Source organism: Pelomonas nitida (assembly GCF_043555975.1).
Classification (GTDB): domain Bacteria; phylum Pseudomonadota; class Gammaproteobacteria; order Burkholderiales; family Burkholderiaceae_C; genus Pelomonas; species Pelomonas nitida.
On record NZ_JBIGIA010000003.1, the window covers coordinates 98,083 to 119,021 of the forward strand.

At 67.0% G+C, this 20,939-nt stretch carries 19 protein-coding genes; 7 read left to right on the forward strand and 12 right to left on the reverse strand.

The features are described 5' to 3' along the window. Window positions 1-37 precede the first annotated feature (37 nt). Both ACG00X_RS04925 and xseA read right to left on the reverse strand, forming a co-directional pair. Window positions 38-619, reverse strand: a complete 582-nt coding sequence (locus ACG00X_RS04925; protein WP_394486885.1) for a superoxide dismutase — start codon at window positions 617-619, stop codon at window positions 38-40. Window positions 620-706: 87 nt separating this feature from the next. Next, complete coding sequence (xseA, locus tag ACG00X_RS04930; protein WP_394487126.1) at window positions 707-2,005, reverse strand: exodeoxyribonuclease VII large subunit; 1,299 nt, start codon at window positions 2,003-2,005, stop codon at window positions 707-709. A 363-nt stretch (window positions 2,006-2,368) separates the two neighbouring features. On the opposite strand from xseA, the gene ACG00X_RS04935 reads away from it, so the two are divergent. The 7 genes from ACG00X_RS04935 to ACG00X_RS04965 all read left to right on the forward strand — a co-directional run bounded on the left by ACG00X_RS04935 (window position 2,369) and on the right by ACG00X_RS04965 (window position 6,985). Continuing rightward, complete coding sequence (locus ACG00X_RS04935) at window positions 2,369-2,989, forward strand: MotA/TolQ/ExbB proton channel family protein (protein WP_394486886.1); 621 nt, start codon at window positions 2,369-2,371, stop codon at window positions 2,987-2,989. 14 nt (window positions 2,990-3,003) lie between these two features. Then, window positions 3,004-3,420 carry an ExbD/TolR family protein gene (locus ACG00X_RS04940; RefSeq protein ID WP_394486888.1) on the forward strand — a complete coding sequence of 139 codons (417 nt, stop codon included), beginning with the start codon at window positions 3,004-3,006 and terminating at the stop codon, window positions 3,418-3,420. Beyond that, window positions 3,386-4,441, forward strand: a complete 1,056-nt coding sequence (gene lpxK, locus ACG00X_RS04945) for a tetraacyldisaccharide 4'-kinase (RefSeq protein WP_394486889.1) — start codon at window positions 3,386-3,388, stop codon at window positions 4,439-4,441. The genes ACG00X_RS04940 and lpxK overlap by 35 nt, the downstream gene beginning before the upstream one ends. Further along, the gene (locus ACG00X_RS04950; protein ID WP_394486890.1) at window positions 4,426-4,638 is read left to right on the forward strand and encodes a Trm112 family protein; all 213 of its coding nucleotides are present in this window, start codon (window positions 4,426-4,428) and stop codon (window positions 4,636-4,638) included. Before lpxK ends, ACG00X_RS04950 begins: the two co-directional genes overlap by 16 nt. Further along, window positions 4,635-5,372: a 3-deoxy-manno-octulosonate cytidylyltransferase gene (gene kdsB, locus ACG00X_RS04955; protein ID WP_394486891.1), complete on the forward strand. Its 738-nt coding sequence runs from the start codon at window positions 4,635-4,637 to the stop codon at window positions 5,370-5,372. The genes ACG00X_RS04950 and kdsB overlap by 4 nt, the downstream gene beginning before the upstream one ends. 99 nt (window positions 5,373-5,471) lie before the next feature. Continuing rightward, complete coding sequence (adk, locus tag ACG00X_RS04960; RefSeq protein WP_394486893.1) at window positions 5,472-6,128, forward strand: adenylate kinase; 657 nt, start codon at window positions 5,472-5,474, stop codon at window positions 6,126-6,128. Window positions 6,129-6,226: 98 nt separating this feature from the next. Then, the gene (locus ACG00X_RS04965) at window positions 6,227-6,985 is read left to right on the forward strand and encodes a 3-hydroxyacyl-CoA dehydrogenase (RefSeq protein ID WP_394486894.1); all 759 of its coding nucleotides are present in this window, start codon (window positions 6,227-6,229) and stop codon (window positions 6,983-6,985) included. A 96-nt stretch (window positions 6,986-7,081) separates the two neighbouring features. Here the strand turns inward: ACG00X_RS04965 and ACG00X_RS04970 are convergent, their stop codons facing one another. The 10 genes from ACG00X_RS04970 to ACG00X_RS05015 all read right to left on the reverse strand — a co-directional run bounded on the left by ACG00X_RS04970 (window position 7,082) and on the right by ACG00X_RS05015 (window position 20,857). Further along, entirely contained in the window at window positions 7,082-8,326 is a 1,245-nt protein-coding gene (locus tag ACG00X_RS04970; RefSeq protein ID WP_394486895.1) for a hypothetical protein, read from the reverse strand. Window positions 8,327-8,409: 83 nt separating this feature from the next. Further along, a complete protein-coding gene (locus tag ACG00X_RS04975) occupies window positions 8,410-8,850 on the reverse strand; it encodes an ExbD/TolR family protein (protein ID WP_394486896.1) in 441 nt (146 codons plus the stop codon). Between the two features lie 15 nt (window positions 8,851-8,865). Continuing rightward, window positions 8,866-9,294 (reverse strand): ExbD/TolR family protein, encoded by a 429-nt coding sequence (locus ACG00X_RS04980; protein ID WP_394486897.1) that lies wholly within the window; start codon window positions 9,292-9,294, stop codon window positions 8,866-8,868. A gap of 34 nt (window positions 9,295-9,328) precedes the next feature. Continuing rightward, a complete protein-coding gene (locus ACG00X_RS04985; RefSeq protein ID WP_394486898.1) occupies window positions 9,329-10,168 on the reverse strand; it encodes a MotA/TolQ/ExbB proton channel family protein in 840 nt (279 codons plus the stop codon). Between the two features lie 78 nt (window positions 10,169-10,246). Continuing rightward, complete coding sequence (locus ACG00X_RS04990; RefSeq protein WP_394486899.1) at window positions 10,247-10,888, reverse strand: energy transducer TonB; 642 nt, start codon at window positions 10,886-10,888, stop codon at window positions 10,247-10,249. Window positions 10,889-11,315: 427 nt separating this feature from the next. Continuing rightward, window positions 11,316-14,153 (reverse strand): TonB-dependent receptor plug domain-containing protein, encoded by a 2,838-nt coding sequence (locus ACG00X_RS04995; RefSeq protein ID WP_394486900.1) that lies wholly within the window; start codon window positions 14,151-14,153, stop codon window positions 11,316-11,318. 259 nt (window positions 14,154-14,412) lie between these two features. Then, on the reverse strand, window positions 14,413-16,239 hold the full coding sequence (locus tag ACG00X_RS05000) for an ABC transporter ATP-binding protein (protein ID WP_394486901.1): 1,827 nt from the start codon (window positions 16,237-16,239) through the stop codon (window positions 14,413-14,415). Next, on the reverse strand, window positions 16,232-17,668 hold the full coding sequence (locus ACG00X_RS05005; RefSeq protein ID WP_394486902.1) for an ABC transporter permease: 1,437 nt from the start codon (window positions 17,666-17,668) through the stop codon (window positions 16,232-16,234). Before ACG00X_RS05005 ends, ACG00X_RS05000 begins: the two co-directional genes overlap by 8 nt. Window positions 17,669-17,678: 10 nt before the next feature. After that, entirely contained in the window at window positions 17,679-18,662 is a 984-nt protein-coding gene (locus ACG00X_RS05010) for an ABC transporter permease (RefSeq protein ID WP_394486903.1), read from the reverse strand. Further along, window positions 18,662-20,857: an ABC transporter substrate-binding protein gene (locus ACG00X_RS05015; protein ID WP_394487128.1), complete on the reverse strand. Its 2,196-nt coding sequence runs from the start codon at window positions 20,855-20,857 to the stop codon at window positions 18,662-18,664. Before ACG00X_RS05015 ends, ACG00X_RS05010 begins: the two co-directional genes overlap by 1 nt. Window positions 20,858-20,939: the final 82 nt, after the last annotated feature.

A 20,939-nucleotide genomic window follows, 5' to 3' on the forward strand; every position in this document is an offset into this window, starting at 1 on the left:
GGCTATTGCCGGCCTTCGAGCGTCAACGCAAAGCCGTTCAGGCGAAGTTGGCTTCGGCGAACGACCAGTTCACGAGATTGCTCAGGAAGGTCTCCACGAACTTGGGGCGCAGGTTGCGGTAGTCGATGTAGTAGGCGTGTTCCCACACGTCGACGGTCAGCAGGGCCTTGTCGGCGGTGGTCAGCGGCGTGCCGGCGGCGCCGGTGTTGACGATGTCGACCGTGCCGTCGGCCTTCTTGACCAGCCAGGTCCAGCCCGAGCCGAAGTTGCCGACGGCGCTCTTGACGAAGGCTTCCTTGAAGGCAGCGTAGCTGCCCCACTTGGCGTTGATGGCTGCGGCCAGCGCGCCGGTGGGCTCACCGCCGCCTTGCGGCTTCATGCAGTTCCAGAAGAAGGTGTGGTTCCAGATCTGCGCGGCGTTGTTGTAGATGCCGCCGCTGGAGGTCTTGACGATCTCTTCCAGCGTCTTGCTTTCGAACTCGGTGCCCTTTTGCAGGTTGTTCAGGTTCACCACATAGGCGTTGTGGTGCTTGCCGTGGTGGAACTCCAGCGTTTCCTTGCTGTAGTGAGGGGCCAGCGAGTCGATGGGGTAAGGCAGCGGGGGCAGCGTGTGTTCCATGGTGTGAACCTCGGTGTGTTGGGGGGAAACAATCGCGGCGGATTGTAGGGACGCAAAGAGAGCCTGCGGCCGATACGGCCATGGCCGTCAGCGCGGCGGCAAATGCCGTACCCGCTGAACTTGCATGTCGGCACTGCCATCGGCCAGCACGGCGCGCACCTCGCGCCCCGGCGCGAGTGACTGCACCGAGGTGATGGCACCGCCCTGCCCGTCGTCCAGCCAGGCATAACCACGCGCCAGCACGTGCTGCGGGTCCAGCGCCTGCAGGCGGGCCTGCAAGGCGTCGAGCCGCGCGCCCTGCCGCCGCAGCGCCTCGGCCAGCGCGCGCGCCGGGCGCGGCGCGAGGTGCTCCAGCCGTTGCCGCTGCAACTCCAACCGGCGCCCCGGCGCAGCGGCGGCGCGCTGGGCCAGCAGGTCCAGCAGCCGGCGCTGGCGCGCCAAGGCATCGCTGGGGCGGGACAGGCGCAGCGCCAGACGGTCCAGCCGCTGACCGAGGGTTTGCAGCCGGTGCTCCAGCCTGATGGCCAGGCCGCGCTCCAGGCTGGCGAGGTGCTGCAGCAAGCCGTCGCGCGACGGTGCCGCCAGCTCGGCCGCCGCCGTCGGCGTGGGCGCGCGCAGGTCGGCCGCCAGGTCACACAGCGTCACGTCCGTCTCATGGCCCACGCCGCAGACGACGGGCAGCGCCGACTGCGCCACCGCGCGCACGACACGTTCATCGTTGAAGGCCCACAGGTCCTCCAGCGAGCCGCCGCCACGCACGAGCAGCAGCACGTCCACCTCCGCCCGCTCATTGGCCAGCCGCAGCGCATTGACGAGTGCCGGCGGCGCCTCGGCGCCCTGCACGAGGCTGGGATAGACGACCACCTCCACCTGCGGGGCGCGGCGCGCCAGCGCGGTCAGCACGTCATGCAGCGCCGCACCGGCCGTCGACGTGACGACGCCGATGCGCCGCGGCAGTGGCGGCAGCGGCCGCTTGGCGGCGTCATCGAACAGGCCTTCGGCCGCCAGCCGCGCGCGCAGCTTCAGGAACTGCTCGTACAGCGTGCCCGCACCCGCCCGGCGCATGGCCTCGACGACGAACTGCAGCTCGCCGCGCGGCTCGTAGACGGCCACGCGCCCACGCACCTCCACGAGCGCCCCATCGGCCGGCGCGAAATCCAGCATGGCCGCCGCGCGGCGGAACATCGCGCAGCGCAGGCTCGCCGCCTGCCCGTCGGCGTCCTTGAGCCCGAAGTAGCAATGGCCGCTGGCCGCGCGCGTGAAACCGGCGATCTCGCCGCCGACGACCACCACCGAGAATCGATCGGCCAGGCTCTGCGACACGGCCTCCAGCAGGCCGGCCACACCCCAGACACGTCGATTTGATGCGGGTTCGCGGCCATCAATCACGCGCAACCCCAATACCGGCGCAGGCCGGGAAGTCCACAGCCGCGCCAATGCTGGGCTGCCGGGCATTTCTGGGCGGTGAAGCGCGTCATCGCTTCGTCATGAGCACATAAGGTCTTGTTTTTCAATTCAATTTCCGGTGCTCAAACTTACGGCAAGTTGTCCAAGACCCTGCTCTCACAACCGCTTACGAGCGCCGCCCCGAGCTTACTCACAAAGTTATCCACAGCAGCGGTGGATGACGGGAACGGTTTTCGGGGACGGAACGATCGCCGGCAGGGGCCGAGGGTCGGGCCATAATCCGCCGCACTTTCCTGGCCAGCAGTGGCCGTTTGTTCGACGCCTTTTTCGACGGGGACACCCTTGTTTTCCATCATACAAGCCGCCGGTTGGCCGATTTGGCCTTTGCTTCTGTGTTCCGTGGTGGCTCTGGCCCTGATCATCGAACGCCTGACGAGCCTGCGCGCGGCGCGCATCATGCCGCCCCGCCTGCTCGACGACGTGCTCAACGTCACCGCCCAGCAACTGCCGGCTCGCGACATGGTCGACAAGCTGGCCAAGAACTCCCTGCTGGGTGAGGTGCTCGCTTCCGGCCTGCGTGCCGTCGCGGCCGAGCCCAAGATGCCGGAAGGCAAGCTGCGCCTGGTGTTCGAGTTCGCCGGCCGCCGCGCCGTGCACCAGCTCGAGCGCTACATGAACACGCTCGGCACCATCGCCACGGCCGCGCCACTGCTGGGCCTCATGGGCACGGTGGTCGGCATGATCGAGATCTTCGGCAGCCAGAGCCCCGGTGGCACCAACCCCTCCCAGCTCGCGCACGGCATCTCCATCGCGCTCTACAACACTGCGTTCGGCCTGATGATCGCCATCCCGTCGCTGATGTTCTATCGCTACTTCCGCGGCAAGATCGAGGAGTACGTGCTGGAGCTCGAAGGCGCTGCCGATCGCCTGCTGGGCCAGCTGCGCCGCTACACCACCGTCTGAGGTCGGAGAGAGCCATGCGCTTCCGCTCCCCGCACCGCGAGCCGCCGGAGATCAACCTGATCCCCTTCATCGACGTGCTGTTGGTGATCCTGATCTTCCTGATGCTGTCGACGACGTATTCCAAGTTCACCGAACTGCAGATCACGCTGCCGTCGGCCGACGCGGACAAGCTCAAGGACCGCCCGCAGGAAGTCATCGTCGGCATCGCCGCCGATGGCCGCTTCGTGATCAACCGTCAGGCCGTGGAAGGCCGCTCGGTGGACGTCCTCATCGGCGCGCTGCGCCAGGCCTCGGGCGGCAACGCCGAGACGTCGGTCATCATCTCGGCCGACGCTGCCACACCGCACCAGGCCGTCATCAACGTGATGGACGCGGCGCGCCGTGTGGGCCTGAGCCGTGTCACCTTCGCCGCGCAAGCCGACGCTCACTGATCGGCTGCAGGCGCAGTGGCTCACCGGCGGACCGCTGTCCGCCGCGCTGCTGCCGCTGAGCTGGCTGTATCGCGGCCTGCTGGCCGTGCGCACGCTGGCCTATCGGCTGGGCCTCAAGCACGCCGAGACCCTGCCGGTGCCGGTCATCGTCGTCGGCAACTGGATCGTCGGCGGCGCCGGCAAGACACCCACGACACTGGCCCTACTGACGCTGCTGCGGGCGCGCGGCCTCAAGGTCGGCGTCATCTCGCGCGGCTATGGCCGCGACGGCGACGGCGTCCACCATGTCACGCGGCACTCCACCGCACGCGACGCCGGTGACGAGCCGCTGCTCATCCACCTGCGCAGCGGCGTGCCCGTCGTCGTGGGGCGAGACCGAGTCGCCGCCGCACGAGCGCTGCTCGCCGTTCATGCCGACATCGACCTGCTCGTCAGCGACGACGGCCTGCAGCACTGGCGGCTGCCGCGGCGCTTGAGCCTGCTGGTGTTCGACGAGCGTGGGCTGGGCAATGGCCGACTGCTGCCGGCCGGCCCGCTCCGACAGCCGCCCGCCACGCCCACGGCCCATGAGCTGGTCGTCTACAACGCCCCCCATGCCAGCACGCCGCTGGACGGCTTCGTCGGCGCCCGTCGCCTGGCCGGCGCCGTGCCGCTGGCCGACTGGTGGGCCGGCGCACCCGCGGACCTGCAGGTGCTCGATACCCTGCGAGCCAGGCCGGGCCTGCTCGCAGTGGCTGGTATCGCGCGGCCGCAGCGCTTCTTCGACATGCTCGCGGCCTGCGGCCTGCGCACCGACACCCTGCCGCTGCCGGACCATGCCGACCTCACCCCCCTGCCCTGGCCTGCCGACGCTGCGGGCGTCGTCCTCACCGAAAAGGACGCCGTCAAACTGCCGCCGGAGCGCGCCGGCACCACGCCCGTCTGGGTCGTGACGCTAGACTTTGATCCCGGTGCCGCCTTCGAGGCCGCGCTGGATGCCCAACTCCAACGCCTGTTTCCCTCCCGATGGACCCAAGACTGATCGAGATGCTGGTCTGCCCGCTGTGCAAGGGGCCGCTGACGCTGCTGCGCGGCGCCGAGCCCGACTTGCCTGCCCTCGCCTGCCGCGCAGACCGGCTCGCCTTCCCTGTACGTGACGGCATTCCGCTGATGCTGGAGAGCGAGGCGCGCCCCTGGGACCCGGACGCGCCAACCGCGCCGGTCGAGCTGACCCCGTGAGCTTCACCGTCGTCATCCCGGCGCGGCTCGCCTCGACCCGCCTGCCCAACAAGCCGCTGGCCGACATCGCCGGCCTGCCGATGATCGTGCGCGTGGCGCAGCGCGCCGCGCTGTCGGGCGCCGGGCGCATCGTCGTCGCCACCGACGCGACCGAAGTGGCCGCTGCCTGCGCTGCGCACGGCGTGCAGGCCCTGATGACGCGCGCCGACCACCCTTCCGGCAGCGATCGCCTCGCAGAGGCCGTCGAACAGCTGGGCCTGCCGGACGACGCCACGGTCGTCAACGTGCAGGGCGATGAGCCCCTGATCGCTCCCGCCATGATCGACGCTTGCGCCACCACGTTGGCCGCCCAGCCCGACTGCGTGATGGCGACGGTGGCCCACGCGCTCACCGATCCTGCGGAGTTTGCGAATCCCAACGTCGTGAAGCTCGTCACCGACCGCCTGGGGCGGGCGCTGTACTTCTCGCGCGCACCCATCGCCTGGTGGCGCGACGGCGGCGGCCAGCCCAACCATGCGCTGCGCCACGTGGGCCTGTATGCCTACCGTGCCGGCTTCCTGCGCCGCTTCCCGACGCTGGCGGTCAGCCCGCTGGAGCAGATCGAGTCTCTCGAGCAGCTGCGCGTGCTGTGGCATGGCGAGCGCATCGCCGTGCACATCAGCCCGGAGAAGCCCGGCCCTGGCGTCGACACCCCCGAAGACCTGGCCCGCGTGCGTCATCTCATCCAGAGCTGAATCCGGCGCTCACGTCAGGCCACTGAAAGACCCCATGCGATACTCGCGCGCTGACCGAGTCGGGCGCGCGCTGGCGCCCCCGACACTACGAGGAGACCCATGCGACTGATTCTTCTGGGCGCCCCCGGCGCCGGCAAAGGCACCCAGGCAGCCTTCATCTGCAAGCAATTCGGCATTCCGCAGATCTCCACCGGCGACATGCTGCGCGCCGCCGTGAAGGCGGGCACACCCCTGGGCCTGCAGGCCGATGCCGTCATGAAGGCCGGTGCCCTGGTCAGCGATGACCTGATCATCGCGCTGGTGAAGGAGCGTATCGCCCAGGCAGACTGCGCGGGCGGCTTCCTGTTCGACGGTTTCCCCCGCACCATTCCGCAAGCCGACGCGATGAAGGCGGCCGGCGTCAAGCTCGACTACGTGCTCGAGATCGACGTGCCCTTTGACGCCATCATCGAGCGCATGAGCGGCCGCCGCTCGCACCCGGCATCGGGCCGCACCTACCACGTCAAGTTCAACCCGCCCAAGGTGGACGGCAAGGACGACGTCACCGGCGAAGACCTCGTGCAGCGCGACGACGACAAGGAAGAGACCGTCAAGAAGAGGCTCGACGTGTACTCCGCGCAGACCCGCCCGCTGGTGGACTACTACTCGCAATGGGCCGCCACCGGCGACGCCAGCGCGCCGAAGTACCGCCGCATCGCCGGCGTGGGCTCGGTGGACGAGATCACCCGCAACGCCCTGGCCGCACTGAGCAGCTGATCCACTGCTCAACCAAACCAGCCGCAGCGCGCCAGCCCTGCGGCTTTTTTGTCGGCCACAATTGACGTTCACGTCAATCAACGCAGGAGTTCCTCAGCATGGAAATCGCAGGCAAGGTGTTCATCGTCACCGGCGGCGCCTCGGGCCTCGGGGAAGGCACGGCCCGCATGCTGGCCGGCCATGGCGCCAAGGTCGTCATCGCCGACCTGCAAGCCGAGCGCGGCGCGCAGCTCGCGCATGAGCTGGGCGGCGTCTTCGTGCGCTGCGATGTCAGCCAGGAAGACGACGGCCGGCAGGCCATCGCGGCGGCCACGGCGCTCGGCAAGCTCGTCGGTCTCGTCAACTGCGCCGGCATCGCGCCAGCCACCAAGACCGTCGGCAAGGACGGCGCTCACCCGCTGGCCAGCTTCACGAAGACCATCACGGTCAACCTGATCGGCACGTTCAACATGATTCGCCTGGCCGCCGAGGCGATGGCCCGCAACGAGGCCGAGTCCACCGGCGAGCGCGGCGTGCTGATCTCCACCGCCTCCATCGCCGCCTACGACGGCCAGATCGGCCAGGCGGCCTATGCGGCCTCCAAGGGCGGCATCGTCGGCATGACGCTGCCCATTGCGCGCGACCTGGCTCGCAACGGCATTCGCAACATGACCATCGCGCCGGGCATCTTCGGCACGCCCATGCTGTTCGGCATGCCGCAGGAGGTGCAGGACGCACTGGCCGCCGGCGTGCCATTCCCGAGCCGGCTGGGCACGCCGCAGGACTACGCCAAGCTCGTCCATCAGATCATCACGAACGAAATGCTCAACGGCGAAGTCATCCGCCTGGACGGCGCCATCCGCCTCGCACCGAAGTGACGGCACCACAGCCCGGCCGCCCATGAAAAAAGGCCCGCGAAGGGCCTTTGGCATGCTGAGCATCGCGTGAGCGGCGGCAGCCGCCCACGGCACCGATCAGCGCTTGGTGCGCGACTGGACCAGCCACAGACGGGCCAGATCGGCGGAGCCGTCGGTGCCCTTGACGGCGCGCCAGGCGGCTTGCGCCTTGCTGGTTTCACCCGCGTTGTAGTAAGCCAGGCCCTGGTAGAGCTTGACGTCGTCGGCACGTGTGAAGTTGCCCTTGGCAATGCCGTCCTCGACGAGCTTCAGGCCGCCGGCCTTGTCGCCAGCAAACACGCGCGACAGGCCCAACTTGACGAGTTCGTCGCCGGTCTTGGCCGCCGCCGCCGACTTCTCGGCATTGACCGCATCAGCCTTGGCCTCGGCCGACTTCTTGACCATCAGGTCCAGCAGGCGCTTGTGGCGAGCGCCCTCGGCGCCCTGGCCCAGCACGTTGGCGGCCAGACCTTGCTCGACGATCTTCTTGCCTTCGTCCGGGTAGCCGGCCTGCGCAGCCAGCTGGGCCATTTCCATGTAGTCGTCGGCACCACGCAAGTTGCCGGTGGCCAGTTGCAGGCGATAGACGTCGAGCCCGAAGCGCGGCGCGAAGCCCTTCTTGCTCTGCAGGCTACCCACCACCTGGGCCCACAGTTCCTTGCGCGGATAGTGGTTCAGCAGCTTCTCGACGGCATAGGCCTCGGTCGCGCCGTCACCCTTCTTCTGGGCGGCGTAGAGCACCAGGTTCAGCTTGTCCTGGCTGGGAACGCGGCCTGCCTTCTCATCGGCCTGCACTTCGGCCAGCGTGTCCTTCAACACGGCCGTCATGTCGCCCGACTTGAACTGGGCTTGCTGCTGCATCTGCTTGACAGCGGGGCTGGTGCCGCCGGCCGCGAAGTATTTGCCCGCCCATTCCAGCGTCTTGGCCGCGCTGCCAGCGCGCAGATAGGTGCCCGCGATGGCTTCCATGTATTGCAGCTGCTGCGGTCCGCCCAGCTTGGACTTCAGCACATCGAACGAGCGCGCCATCGTGTCGGCATCGCCGGCACCCATGGCCGCCGAGAAGCGCACGCCCTCGATCGCATTGTTCTCGCCGGCCGTGCGGCCGCCGACGGCTTCCGCATCGCGCAGCTTGGCCAGCGCTTCCTTGTACTTGCCGGCCTTGACCAGCTTGCTCGCCTCACTCAGGGGCGTGCCCACTTCCTTGCGCACCGTCTCCTGAGCCTGTGCCTGGCTCAGGCCGAACTCAGCGCCCGGTGCGCCATTCAAGGACAGCGCCAGAACGCCAACGGCCACAGCCACCACGGTTTTCAAAGTCTTCAACTTGCTCTCCTGCAAAGCAAAAACGCGCCGCCCTTTCGGGCAGCGCGCATCAATATACCGGCGTCAGCTGGCCAGCACGGACGTCACTTGACGTACTGCTCGTTGCCGACCATGCCCATCTTCTTGACGTTGTTGCGCTGGGCCGAAGCCATCACCGCAGCCACGACGCCATAGTCGACCAGCTTGTTCGGCTTGATGTGGATCTCGGGCTGATCGCTGATAGGCATCACCCCGACTTCCTGCATCTTGGCGTTCACCGCGTCGACGTTCGGCAGCGCGGCTTCGTCCCAGTAGATCGTGCCGTCAAAGTCGATCAGGACGGTGTGCACCACCGGGTCTTGCGGCGGCACCGAGTTCGGGTTCGGCGGCGGCATGTCCAGGTTGACCGTGTGCAGCTGGATCGGGATCGTGATGATCAGCATCACGAGCAGCACCAGCATCACGTCGATCAGCGGCGTCGTATTGACGTCCATCAGGACTTCGGGTTCACCGCTGCCCGACGAACTTCCAACATTCATTCCCATGCTTGACTCCTGGGATCAGCCGCCACGAGCCGGCGGCTCGGTGACGAAGTTGACCCGCATGATGCCCGCACGCTGGCTGGCGAAGATCACACGGCCGACCGACTCATAACGCGTCTTGTCGTCGCCGCGGATATGCACCTCGGGCTGCGGGTTCTTGACCGATTCCTTGCCGAGGCGCTGCACGAGCTCCTCCATGTCGGGAATCAGCTTGGTACCCCAGTAGACGTCGCCGTCCTTGCTGACCGAGATTTCGATGTTTTCCGGCTTCGTGACGCGAACGACGTTGGTCTCCTTAGGGAGATTCACGGCGATCGTCTGCGTCACCACCGGCACGGTGATGAGGAAGATGATCAGCATCACCAACATCACGTCCACGAGGGGCGTGGTGTTGATGGCCGAGTTGACTTCGTCCTCGCCGGAAGAGGATCCGACGTTCATGCCCATGGCATTGGCTCCTTTACGAGCGGCAGCTCAGGGATTAGCGCTTGGCAACAGCGCGGTTGCCCATCAGCACGCCGTGCAGGTCGCCGGCGAACGAACGGACCTGGCTCATGACGCTCTTGTTGCGGTTGACCAGCCAGTTGTAGCCCAGCACGGCCGGCACGGCGACGACCAGACCGATGGCGGTCATGATCAGCGCGGCGCCCACGGGGCCGGCCACCTTGTCGATCGAAGCCTGGCCGGCTTGGCCGATGGCGGTCAGCGCGTTCAGAATGCCCCACACGGTACCGAACAGGCCGATGAAAGGCGAGGTCGAACCGACGGTAGCCAGGAAGCCCAGGCCAGCGGAGATCTTGCTGTTGACGTCGGCGACAGCGCGGTCGACGTTCATCGTCACCCAGGTGCTGTGGTCGATGTTCTCGGTCAGGGCGCCTTCATGGTGCTCCGACGCTTCGATGGCAGCCGTGGCGATGTAGCGGAAGGCGCTTTCCTCCTTCAGGCTGCGCACGCCGTCGTTCAGGTTGGCCTTCTTGAAGAAGGTGGCGCGAACTTCCTTGGCTTCCGAGGACAGCTTGGCGGTGTCCCACAGACGGACCACCAGGATGTACCACGAACCCATGGACATGATGGCCAGGATCACCAGCACGACCTGGTCGACCACGTTGCCGTGGGCAATGATGTTGCCCAGGCTGTAGGGGTTGTCGACCGGCTTGGAAGCGGCCGGAGCGGGGGCTGCGGCAGCGTCAAGCGGGGCGGCTTCGACTGCGGGAGCCGAAGCAACGTCGGCCGGCTTCTGGTCTTGCGCGTGGGCAGGCGAGACGGCCAGGGTCGCGGCCATGGCGATAGCGGCAAGGAAGCCGGTGATGCGAGAAATCATGGAGTCAACTCCTAGGGAAAGATTCTGGTTTGATGCGTTCTGGATGCGCCGGGTCGGCGCGAGTTCAAGGTCGTTGTCTTAGTCGATCTTGAACTGGAACTCTTGCTCGAACACGTGGTCGCCCGGGCATTCATAGGTGTCGCGCAGCGTGGCGTCGATTGCCTGCGTCATGGCACGAAGCGCCTTGCGGTCAACACCACCACGCAGTGACGTGATTTCAGCGGAGGTCACGCGGCCGCTCTTGACGGTCGCAACCACCTTGAACAGCGCTTCGCCGGACCAGTTGACGGACGGCATTTCCGGCGTACCACGCTTGGTGCAGACCATGGCTGCCGTGACACGAGCCGGCTTGGGCGTCGGCGCGGCGACAGGCGCTGGCGCCGGTGCCGGACGGATCTCAGCCTGAGCGGGCGGTGCCACCTGTGTGGACTGGATGGCGGGAGCTGGGGGCGCCGGCGCCGTGACCTGGAACTCAGGCGGCGGCACGAACGGCGGCGGCGGGGCCTTCAGGTCCGGCGGGGGCGGGACGACCTTCTCAGGCGGCGGCGGCGGCTTGACCTTCTCTTCGATCACCTTCACATCGATCGGGCCGCTGACCTTCTTCACGATGTCGCGGGCCAGACCGCTGGCGAGCGCATAAATGGCGACGACGTGGATCAGGGCCACGATGCCGATTCCCGTGAACCGGGATGCGCCCTGCTTCTCCTGCGCAAAATTCATGCGCGCTCCTTCTTGCAACTACAAATCACAGTCGATGACTCCTGGGGAGTGGCAGCTACGAAACAGCGGAAGTTGCGCTCCAGCCGTCCAACCAGTTCCCGAAGGGGGTGCATTCTAGAACGGTCAGGAGAGCGCTCCCGAACGTCATGCACATACCCAACGCAGAGAGCCCCTCCATACCCGTTCTGGCCAAAAAAAACGCCCGGTGGCCAAAGCCGTCGGGCACGCATTTCATCGCCACGAACGCGGTGCGGTAGAACCACACCGCCGGCCGAAATTGGCCGCAGCGGCATCTTAGCGGTGGGCCGGACGACCATTTCTTGGGGCTAACCCGTGCAACGAACGCAGCCTCATCGCAAAGTTTGCTGCGAAACGTTCAGTTGCACCCTGCAGTGCAGCTGAACGTTAGCGCTACATCAACCCTGATTCAGAAGAACTTGTAGTTGATGCGGCCATAGAACTGACGACCGATGGGATTGGTGTACGTCGGGTCGTAGCCCATCTGGAAATACAGCGAGTTGCGCGACGACGGCGGCTCCTTGTCCAGCAGGTTTTTGACGCCGAAGACCAGCGACAACGAACTGGTGGGTCGGACGGTGGCTTGACCATCCCAGGTCACGTAGGCCGACACCTTGCGCACTGCGGGATAGGTCGTGCCGTCCACCGCCGTCGGGTCGGTGTAGTCCTCATAACCCTTTGTGTAGTTATGAGTCAGCGAAGCGTCGAACATGCTGTTGCCCCAGAGGAACGTCAGCGCATGACGCCAGCGCGGGATGGCGCCGAAATCCTTGAACTTGCCGAGATCGCTGGTCTTGCCCAGCCCCGTGTACTGGTAGCCATGGGTCAGGAACAGCGTGCCGTCCAGGTTGACGCCGAACGATCCCAGTCCAGAAAATTTCGCCCGCGACGACAGGCTGAAGTCGAGACCGGAGGCATACGTCTTCGCCGTGTTCTCCTGGGGGAGGTAGACATAGGCAATCGGGAATCTGGGGTCAGTACTTCCCTGCTTGGCGCCGGTCTGCTTGCCGTCGTCAACCCAGCCGTCTGGGAATGCCTCGGGGTCGTATCGATAGATGTAGTTCTTGTATTTCTCCGGATCGCTCAGCACCTGGATTTCAGACTTTGCGACGATGGGATCGGTGATCCGCACATTCCAGTAGTCGACGCCCATCGTCAGCTCCTGGATAGGCGAGAACGCCGCACCGAGCGAGAACTGCTTGGATTTCTCAGGACGCAGATTCCTGTCACCTGACGTCGCTGAGTTGAGTTGCACATCGCACTCACTCTGGATTTCATCGACTGGGTTGACAGCAACGGCATCCGGGAGTTTGACGCCGCCCGGGCAACGGATCGGATCGCTCCAGTTCGCCGAGGTGTTGTTGCCCGTGGTCAGCGGACGGAGGTTTTCATACAGCGTCGGCGCGCGGAAGCCACTGGCGACGGAGCCACGCAGTACCAGCTCCTTCATCGGCTGGTAACGCAAGCTCGCCTTGGGGCTGAACTTGTCGAAGCTGGTCCCAAAGTCGTTCTTGTACTTGTCGTACCGCCCCGCCAGGTTCAGCTCGAGATCCTTGTAGACGGGCACGATCAACTCACCGACGAGGCCCGCAACCTTGCGGCCGCTGGCAACACCCGGCACGGGCCCGTTGCCGCCCACCACGTCGCCACTGGCCAACACCGGCATCGAGATTTGCTCAATGGTCTCCTTGCGGAAGTTCCAACCCACGGCCACGCTCAGCTCCCCGTACGCCATCTTGTAGATTTCGCGGGACATGTGGAAATCCAGCTCGGTGGCCTTGGACTCGGCAGTCTGCTGCAGTTGCCCCGTCAGCTGCGCACTGTCCAGCGCGGCCTGGCTGGTGGCATCTTGCGCCCCGAAGACGTTGATGTCCCCTTTCGCGACCAGCGGCGTAAGGCCGGTATAGCTGAATTGCCCCGACCCGAAATAAATCTGCCCCTTGTTGCGGGAAAAGGTCAGCGCCCAGTCATAGTCCCAGCCAGCGAGCAAGCCCTTGGCTCCCACCAGCGCGCGGTCCGTTTGGGTCTGCGTGATGTCCGAGCGACCGCCCCCCGCGACGGTCCGCCAGTTCCCGGTGATGGAACCGGTGGGCGTCACCGTCACATCGTTGGCCAGAACGGTCGGGCTGGTCAGGACGGTCCCGTCCGCGAACTTGTAGCCGGCGGGCAGCGTGACGCCCTTGGGGATCGTGATCGACTTGGGATAGAAACGACCAGCGGCCGGGTAGCGCATCAGCAGCGTGTACGGTGCCGGCGAGTAGAAAGACTGCTGGCGATCGGCGTTGTGCATCGCCTCCGCGATGATCTGGTTGTCGGCGTCCAGCTGGAATACAGCCCGCGCAGAGACGTTGTCGCGCCTTTGCTGCGGAATCAGGTCGATGAACTTGACATAGTCCGTGCCGCAAGTTCCCGCAGCCGAGCGCTGCACCAACGCGAAAGCCGGCGAAACGCAGCCGTTGTACGCCAACGGATTGACCGAGGTATAGCTGTTGCCGAGCGTGTCGCTGAAATTCAGGTTCGGGATGCCGTTGCGTGGCGACGACTTGTTGATGCCCAGATCAGGCCGAACCGCCGTGCTCGCAAAACTGCGCTGACTTGCCTTCAATGGGTCGACGCCTTCGTAGCTGGCGGTCAACATCACATTGAATCGATCCTTGTCGAGGTCCCCATAACCGAGAACGGCGCTCAGGTTATGCGAAGCCCCGCCTCCGTTGTCCGCCTTGTATTCGGCAGCAGAGACTTCGGCACCTTGGTAATCCCTTTTCAGGATGAAGTTGATAACGCCAGCAACAGCGTCGGCACCATAAATGGCCGAGGCACCGTCCCGCAGCACCTCCACACGCTCGACAGCCGCCAAGGGAATCGAGTTCAGATCGACCGGGTTGTTGCCGAACGCAAAGTTGGCGATGCGCCGGCCATTCAGCAACACCAGCGTGTACTTGGGACCCAACGCGCGCAGGTTGGCCGTGGAAGCACCACCCGTGGCGCCCACGTTGTTGGCCACCACATTGCCGCCGAAGCTCGACGGCAGCAAATACACCAGGTCCTGAACGGTGGTGGCGCCGGTGCGCGCGATGTCCGCCTTGCTGATCGTCGAGATCGGCAGCGAGGTTTCTGAGGACGCCCTTTTGATGCTGGAGCCCGTGACTTCGATGCGCTCCAGTTTCTGGGTCTCCGTCTGCTGAGCCAAGGCGCTGGACGCGGCGAGCGCCAGGATCGCACTCGTGACGGTGGTCTTCTTGAACATTGAAACTCCTATTTGGAGAGGTAGGTCCGCCGCGATGCATGGCGGGGCGGCCGGGATGGGGCCGATCCCTGCCCCGAGCGATAGGCCCGGGCTGAGGGCGGCGAGGAGTTTGTGCGGCTGCAACAAAGCCGACGTACGGTAGATGCCCCTACCGCCTCGAACATCGATCGCAAGCCGTTGATTTACAAACGGTTTTCCCTGACAACCCAGCGCTAGAGGCAAACCCTAGCCGTTGTCGCCGTACGACGCTGACACAGCGTTATGTGACAAGCAGTCGCGGCACCGCCGCGAGCAAGTCCCTTGTATAGGCTTCACGCGGCTGGCCGAGCACGTCCGCGCAGGCGCCGTGCTCGACGAGGCGGCCGCGTTGCATGACGGCGATGTCGTCGGCGATGTATTCGACGACGCCGATGTTGTGCGTGATGAAAAGGTAAGCCAGCCCGCGCTCGCGCTGCAGCTCGCGCAGCAGGTTCAGGATCTGCGCCTGGACCGACACGTCCAGCGCCGACGTCGGCTCGTCGCAGACGATGAGGCGAGGCTCGACCGCCAGCGCACGGGCGATGGCGATGCGCTGGCGCTGCCCGCCGGAGAACTCGTGCGGCCAGCGCTGCAAGGCATCGCGCCGCAAGCCGACCTGTTCCACCAGCTCCAGCAGGCGGGCGCGGCGCGCGGTGGCATCCAGATCAGGGCGCAACGCGATCAGGCCTTCTTCCAACGCATCGGCCACGCGCATGCGCGGGTTCAGCGACGCGAACGGGTCCTGGAAGATGATCTGGAGGCCGCGCCGCGCCTGCACGAGTGGCTCGCCGCGCAGGGCGAACAAATCCTGCCCGTCGAACAGCGCCTGCCCGCTGATGCGCGCCTGGCGCCGCAGCAACTGGACGATGGCCTTGCCCGAGGTCGTCTTGCCGCAGCCCGATTCGCCCACCAGCGCCAGCGTGCGCCCGGCGTGCAGCTGGAAGCTGACGCCGTCCACCGCGTCGAAGTGGCGCAGCCCCCGGTGCAGCAACGCCGCCTTCAGCGCGAAGCGCACACGCAGGTCGCGGACGTCGAGCAGCGGCGCACCGGCCGTTGCCGGCGCCGGTTGTGCGGGCCTGGCCTGGACGGCGGCTCGCGGCAGCGCGTCGCCGGGCTGGCTGTAGATCAGGCAGCGCACCTGGTGCTCGGGGCCTTGCGGTGTCAGCTCCGGGTGCGTGCCGGCACAGTGCGTCATGGCCTTGTCGCAACGCGGCGCAAAGCGGCAGCCGGAAAAGTCCTGCCACAGGGGTGGCACCGTGCCGCCGATGGCCGCAAGGGGCTCGCCGCGGCGGCCGGCATCGGGCAGCGCCTGCAGCAGCAGCCGCGCATAAGGGTGCCGTGGCGCGGCGAAGAACGCGGCGGCCGGCGCGACCTCGACGATCTGCCCGGCATACATCAGCGCCACGCGGTGGGCCATGCCGCTGACGACGGCCAGGTCATGCGTGATCAGCAGCACGCCGAGCTGGCGCTCGCGCTGCAGGTCGCGGATGAGGTCGAGGATCTGCGCCTGGATGGTCACGTCCAGCGCCGTCGTCGGCTCGTCGGCGATGAGGTAGTCAGGCTCGGCCGCCAGCGCGATGGCAATCATCACGCGCTGCTTCTGCCCGCCCGAGAGCCGGAACGGGTAGTCGTCGACGCGCCGCGCCGGCTCGGGGATGCCCACGCGCGCCAGCCACTCAACGGCCTTGGCGCGGGCGGCGGCACCGCGCAAGGCGGTATGCGCCTCGATGACCTCGACGATCTGGTCGCCGACGCGCATGACAGGGTTCAGGCTGGTCGACGGCTCCTGGAAGATCATCGACACCCGGCCACCGCGCACCGCGCGCATGCGGCGCTCGGGCAGCGCGAGCAGGTCCTGGCCGTCCAGTCGCACGGCGCCGCCGGCCACATGGCCACTCTCGGGCAACAGGCGCATCAAGGCGAGCGCCGTCATGCTCTTGCCGCAGCCGCTCTCGCCGACCAGCGCGAAGGTCTCGCCGCGCGACAGCGTCAGGTGCATGCCGTCGATGGCGCGCACGAGGCCGGCATCGGCGTCGAGCTGCACACGCAGGTCGTCGATCTCAAGCATCGCCGCCTCCGCGCCGCTGGAACACGCGTGGCCGCGCCGAGCGCGCCTTGGGGTCGAAGGCATCCCGCACCCCGTCGGCGAACAGGTTGGCGGCCAGCACCAGGCTCACCATGCTGGCAAACGCGGCCGCAAAGCTCCACCACACCACCGGGTCGCGCGACATCTCGGCGCGCGCCAGGTTGATCATGCTGCCGAAACTGCTGGTCGACGGGTCCACACCGACGCCGACATAGGTCAGCACCGCCTCGTACAGGATGAGTTCCGAGAAACTCAACACCACCGTGATCAGCACGAGGTGCATCACGTTGGGCAGGATGTGCCGCGCCATGATGCGCAGGTCGCCGACGCCGAACGCGGTGGCGGCCTGCACATAGTCGAGCTCACGCAGCTTCAGCGTCTCGGCCCGCACCAGGCGGCACAGGCCGGCCCAGCCGGTCAAGCCGAGGATGAGGCACAGCACCAGCATCTTCAGGTCGGCCCGCTCGGCCGCGGTCTCGAAGAGTTCGGCGTTCTTGTCGAAATAGACCTGCACCATCAGCACGCAGGCCGCGATCAGCAACACGTTGGGCACGGCGCTGAGCGTCGTGTAGAGGTACTGGATGATGTCGTCCACCCAACCCTTGTAATAGCCGGCCAGCACGCCCAGCAGCAGCGCCACCGGCAGCGTGGCGAGCGTGGACAGCGCGCCGATGACGAAGGCCGTGCGCACGCTCTTCAGCGCCAGCACCAGCACGTCGTTGCCGGTGCGGTCCGTGCCGAGCACGTGGTAGTGCGGCGCCAGCGCGATGACGGGCCCCGCCAGCAACAGCACCACGCCGAGCGTGATCAGCACGGCGCGCAGCGGATAGTCCGTGCGGTCGGCGGCGAGGTCGGCCAGCGCGCGCCGCCAACCCTGGTGGTGCCGGGCCAGCGCGGCCACCGCCAGCGCGGCAAGCAGCCCCGTGATCACCACGCCTGCCGCCAGCCCCGCTGCCGTACGGCGGGCCACGTCGCCCCACCATTGCGTGGCCGGGTCCGCCAGATGGGCGCCGCCGAAGGCCAGGCGCGGGTAATCGCGCCGCGCCTGGCCCTGCGCATCCAAGAGGCTCTCCTTGCTGAAGCCATGCGTGCCCAGCGGCACCGAGTAGCTCACCTCGCGCATGGCGATCTGCCGCGCCAGCAGCAGGTCCAGCGCGGACAGCGTGTGCGTGTCATAGGCCGCCGGCTCGCCGGCCGCCTCGAGCGCGCGGCGCAGATGGACGCTGTCGGCCAGCGTGACGAGCAGGAACAACGCCATCACCACCCCGGCGCTCGCCGCCACCGGGTCGCGCAGCACGCGCCGCCAGGTCGTGCGCAGATGGGCCAGCGCCCTCACCCGCCAGGCGTAGCCGGCTGCGGCCACCACCATCAGCCACAGCGCCACATCGGTCCACAACAGCACGAGCTTCATGGCCGCTCCGTCATGCCAGCCTCACCCGGGGGTCCACCCATGTGTAGGCGATGTCGATCAGCGCGTTGCTGGCCACATACAGCAGCGCACCGAGGAAGACCATCGTGCGCACGATGGCGAAGTCCTGGCCCGTGATGGCCTCGATGACGAAGGCGCCGAGACCCGGGATGCCGAAGAAGCTCTCGAACACCAGGCTGCCCAGGAAGACATAGGGCAGGTAGCCGCCCGCGCTCGTGATGATGGGGATGAGCGCATTGCGCAGCACATGGCGCCCGAGGACACGCCCCTCGCTCAGACCCTTGGCACGCGCGGTGCGCACATAGTCCTTGCCCATTTCCTCCAGGAACATCGCGCGGTACAGCCGCGCCTCGCCGCCCAGGCGCGACAGCAGCGACAACAGGATGGGCAGCGCGAGGAAGCGCAGCGCGTCCAGCCCCGGCGCGAAGCCGTTCATCGGCACCAGCCGGAACACCCGCGCGAACAGGTACTGCCCCACGATGATGTAGAACAGGCTGCTGATGGAGAGCATCAGCACGCACAGCACCACGCCCCAGAAGTCGATGCGCGTGTGCCGGAAGAACACCAGCAGCAGCGAGAACGCCACGCTGGCGATGACCTGCAGCAGGAACAGCGGCAGCGCCAGACGCAGGCTCACGCCCATGCGCACCTTCACCTCGTGCCCGATGTTGATGGCCTGGCGCGCATCGCTGCGGCCGAAGTCCAGGGCGAACAGGCTGACCGAACGCTCCCACAGGATGGTGTGCGTGAAGCGCTCAGCGCCCTCACGGCCGGCGTCAAAGTACAGCGGCTTGTCGTAGCCACGCTCGGTCTTCCAGGCCTCGATCTGCGCCTGCGTCACGCGTTTGCCGCCGATGTTGAGGCGGGCCATGTCGTCGGGCGTGTTGACCGAGAAGAACAGCATGAAGGTGAACAGGTTCACGCCCACCAGCACGGCCAGGCCGTAAGCCAGGCGACGCAGCACGAAGCGCAGCATCAGGCGCCCTTCCCCAGCGCCGTGGCCGTCTCGCGCCGCGCCCAGGCGCGCCGCGTGGCAATGCCGATGGCCAGCCCGCCCAGCGCCAGCGCCGCCAGCGGCCACCAGACCGGCCGGTTCCATTCGGCGATGCGGCTGGCCCGCTCCTGCGCATCGACACGCAGGTAGCGCGCACGGTCACGCACGACCACGCCGGGCTTGCCGTTGTGCACCCAGTGCTGGAAGGCCAGGCCCGAATAGCTCCAGAAGCCCCAGGCCCAGGGCGCGTCCTGCCGCACGATGTCGTTCATGCGGGCCATGACGGCGGCCTTGCGTGGGCCATCTTCCAGCGACTGCAGTTCGCGGAACAGCCGGTCGAACTCGGGGTTCGCGTAGTTGGCCACGTTCTCGCCCTCGTGCAGGCTCTTGGCGTTGGGCCCATAGAGCAGGAACAGGAAGTTCTCGGCGTCCGGATAGTCGGCGAACCAGCCCCACCAGAAGATCTGGTGCCGGCCCTGGCGGATCTTTTCCTGGAACTGGTTGAAGTCGGTGGCACGGATGTCGAGCTGGATGCCCAACTTCGCGAACTGGCGCACCAGCCAGTCGTTCTCGGCCTTCAGCTCCGGCGTGACGACCCGCTGGAAGTCGTAGTTCAGCACCAGCGGCCGGCCGGTGCGGGCATCGCGGCCGCCGGGGTAGCCCGCCTGCACCATCAGCGCCTGCGCATCGGCCAGCGGCCGGCGCTCGATGCGGCCGTTGACGAGCCGGTGCGTGACCGGGTTGAACTCGCCGGGCTGCCCCTCGCGAGACCCGAACACGCCCGGCGGGATGATGCCGTGCGCCGCGTCGCCCCCCTTCTCGCGGAAGATGCGGCCATAACCCTCCTCCCAGTCGATGGCGATGGCGATGGCCTGGCGCAAAGCCCGGTTGCGCTGCTGCTGCTCCGGCGTGTCGCCCTGGCCCACCACCGGGTCCAGCCAGTTGAAGCCCAGGTACCAATTGGTGATGTCCACCATCATCGGCAGGCGAAAGCCCCGCTCCGCGTAGAAGTCCCGCACGGCATCGGAATCGTCGCGGTCCACACCCAGGGTCACACCCCAGTCCGCCCGGTCCATCTCGGGCAGGTCCAGGTAGCCCTGCTTGAACAGCTCCTTGATGGGCACGCGCTCCTTGACGTTGATGGCCACCACCTTGTCGACGAACGGGATGCGCTTGCCGCAGTCGTCCAGCAGGCCAGCCTGCGCGTCACCGGGGCTGCCCTCGCAGGGGTAGGTGTCGGGGCGGTAGTTCGGGTTGCGGCTCATCACGTGCCGGCGGTCCTGCACGTACTCGGTCATCATGAACGGGCCGCTGCCGACGGGCCACTGGTTCCAGGTGAGCGACTGGGCGGCCATGCCGGGCTGCGCGTAGAACGCGTCCACCTCCCAGGGGATGGCCGATGTGAAGGTGGTCGCCAGCCAGTACTGCCACTGCGGGTAGCGCCCCTTGAGCCGGATGCGCAGCAAGTGGTCGTTGACGGCCACCGCGCCGGCCAGCGGCCAGCGGCGCAGGTCCAGGAAGGGCTTGTCGGCCAGGTTCTCGGGCAGGCCGGCCAGCAGTTGCCGGTTCTCGCGCTTGAGCAGCGCCATGTAGTCCTTGAGCCCGATGACATGCTCCGAGAACACGGCCGCCAGTGGCGCATCCAGCCTGGGGCTGGCGTGACGCTTGAGCGCATAGACGAAGTCTTCGGCCACAACCTCGCGCGTGCCGAGCTGCGCGAACTCGAACGGGCTGCGCCGCTCACCCAGTTCGCCGGGCTTCAGGTGGTGATAGAGGTAGCGGCCCTGCGCGTCCACCGCGAAGGCCGGGTGCGGTGACCACTTCAGCCCCGGGCGAATGGGGATGTCGTAGACCGCCTCGGCCACCTGGTCGTCCGGCGCGTCGTCAGGCAGGCGGCGCCCCTGCGCGTCGAGGAAGTACGGCTGGGCCAGCGCCTGCGCGGCGCGCGGGATCAGCGTGTACGGCCGCTTGAGCGGGTGGTAGCCGTAGGGCGGCTCGGTGATCTCGTAGACGTAGGTGCTCTCGGGCGCGGTGTACGCGGAGGTGGGGTCCAGGAAGCGCGGCGAGCGCTCCGAGAACGCCATGAACAGCGTGTTCTCACGCTCTGCGCCATGCGGGTGGGGACTGTTGTCGCAGGCGGCGAGCAACAAAAGCGCCGCGACGCCCAGCCCCGCCATGAACCCGACACGAATTGCACCCAAGCCGACGCCCCCAAAAACGCGACGCCCCGGCAAGGGCCGAGGCGAGGGGCGGCATCAT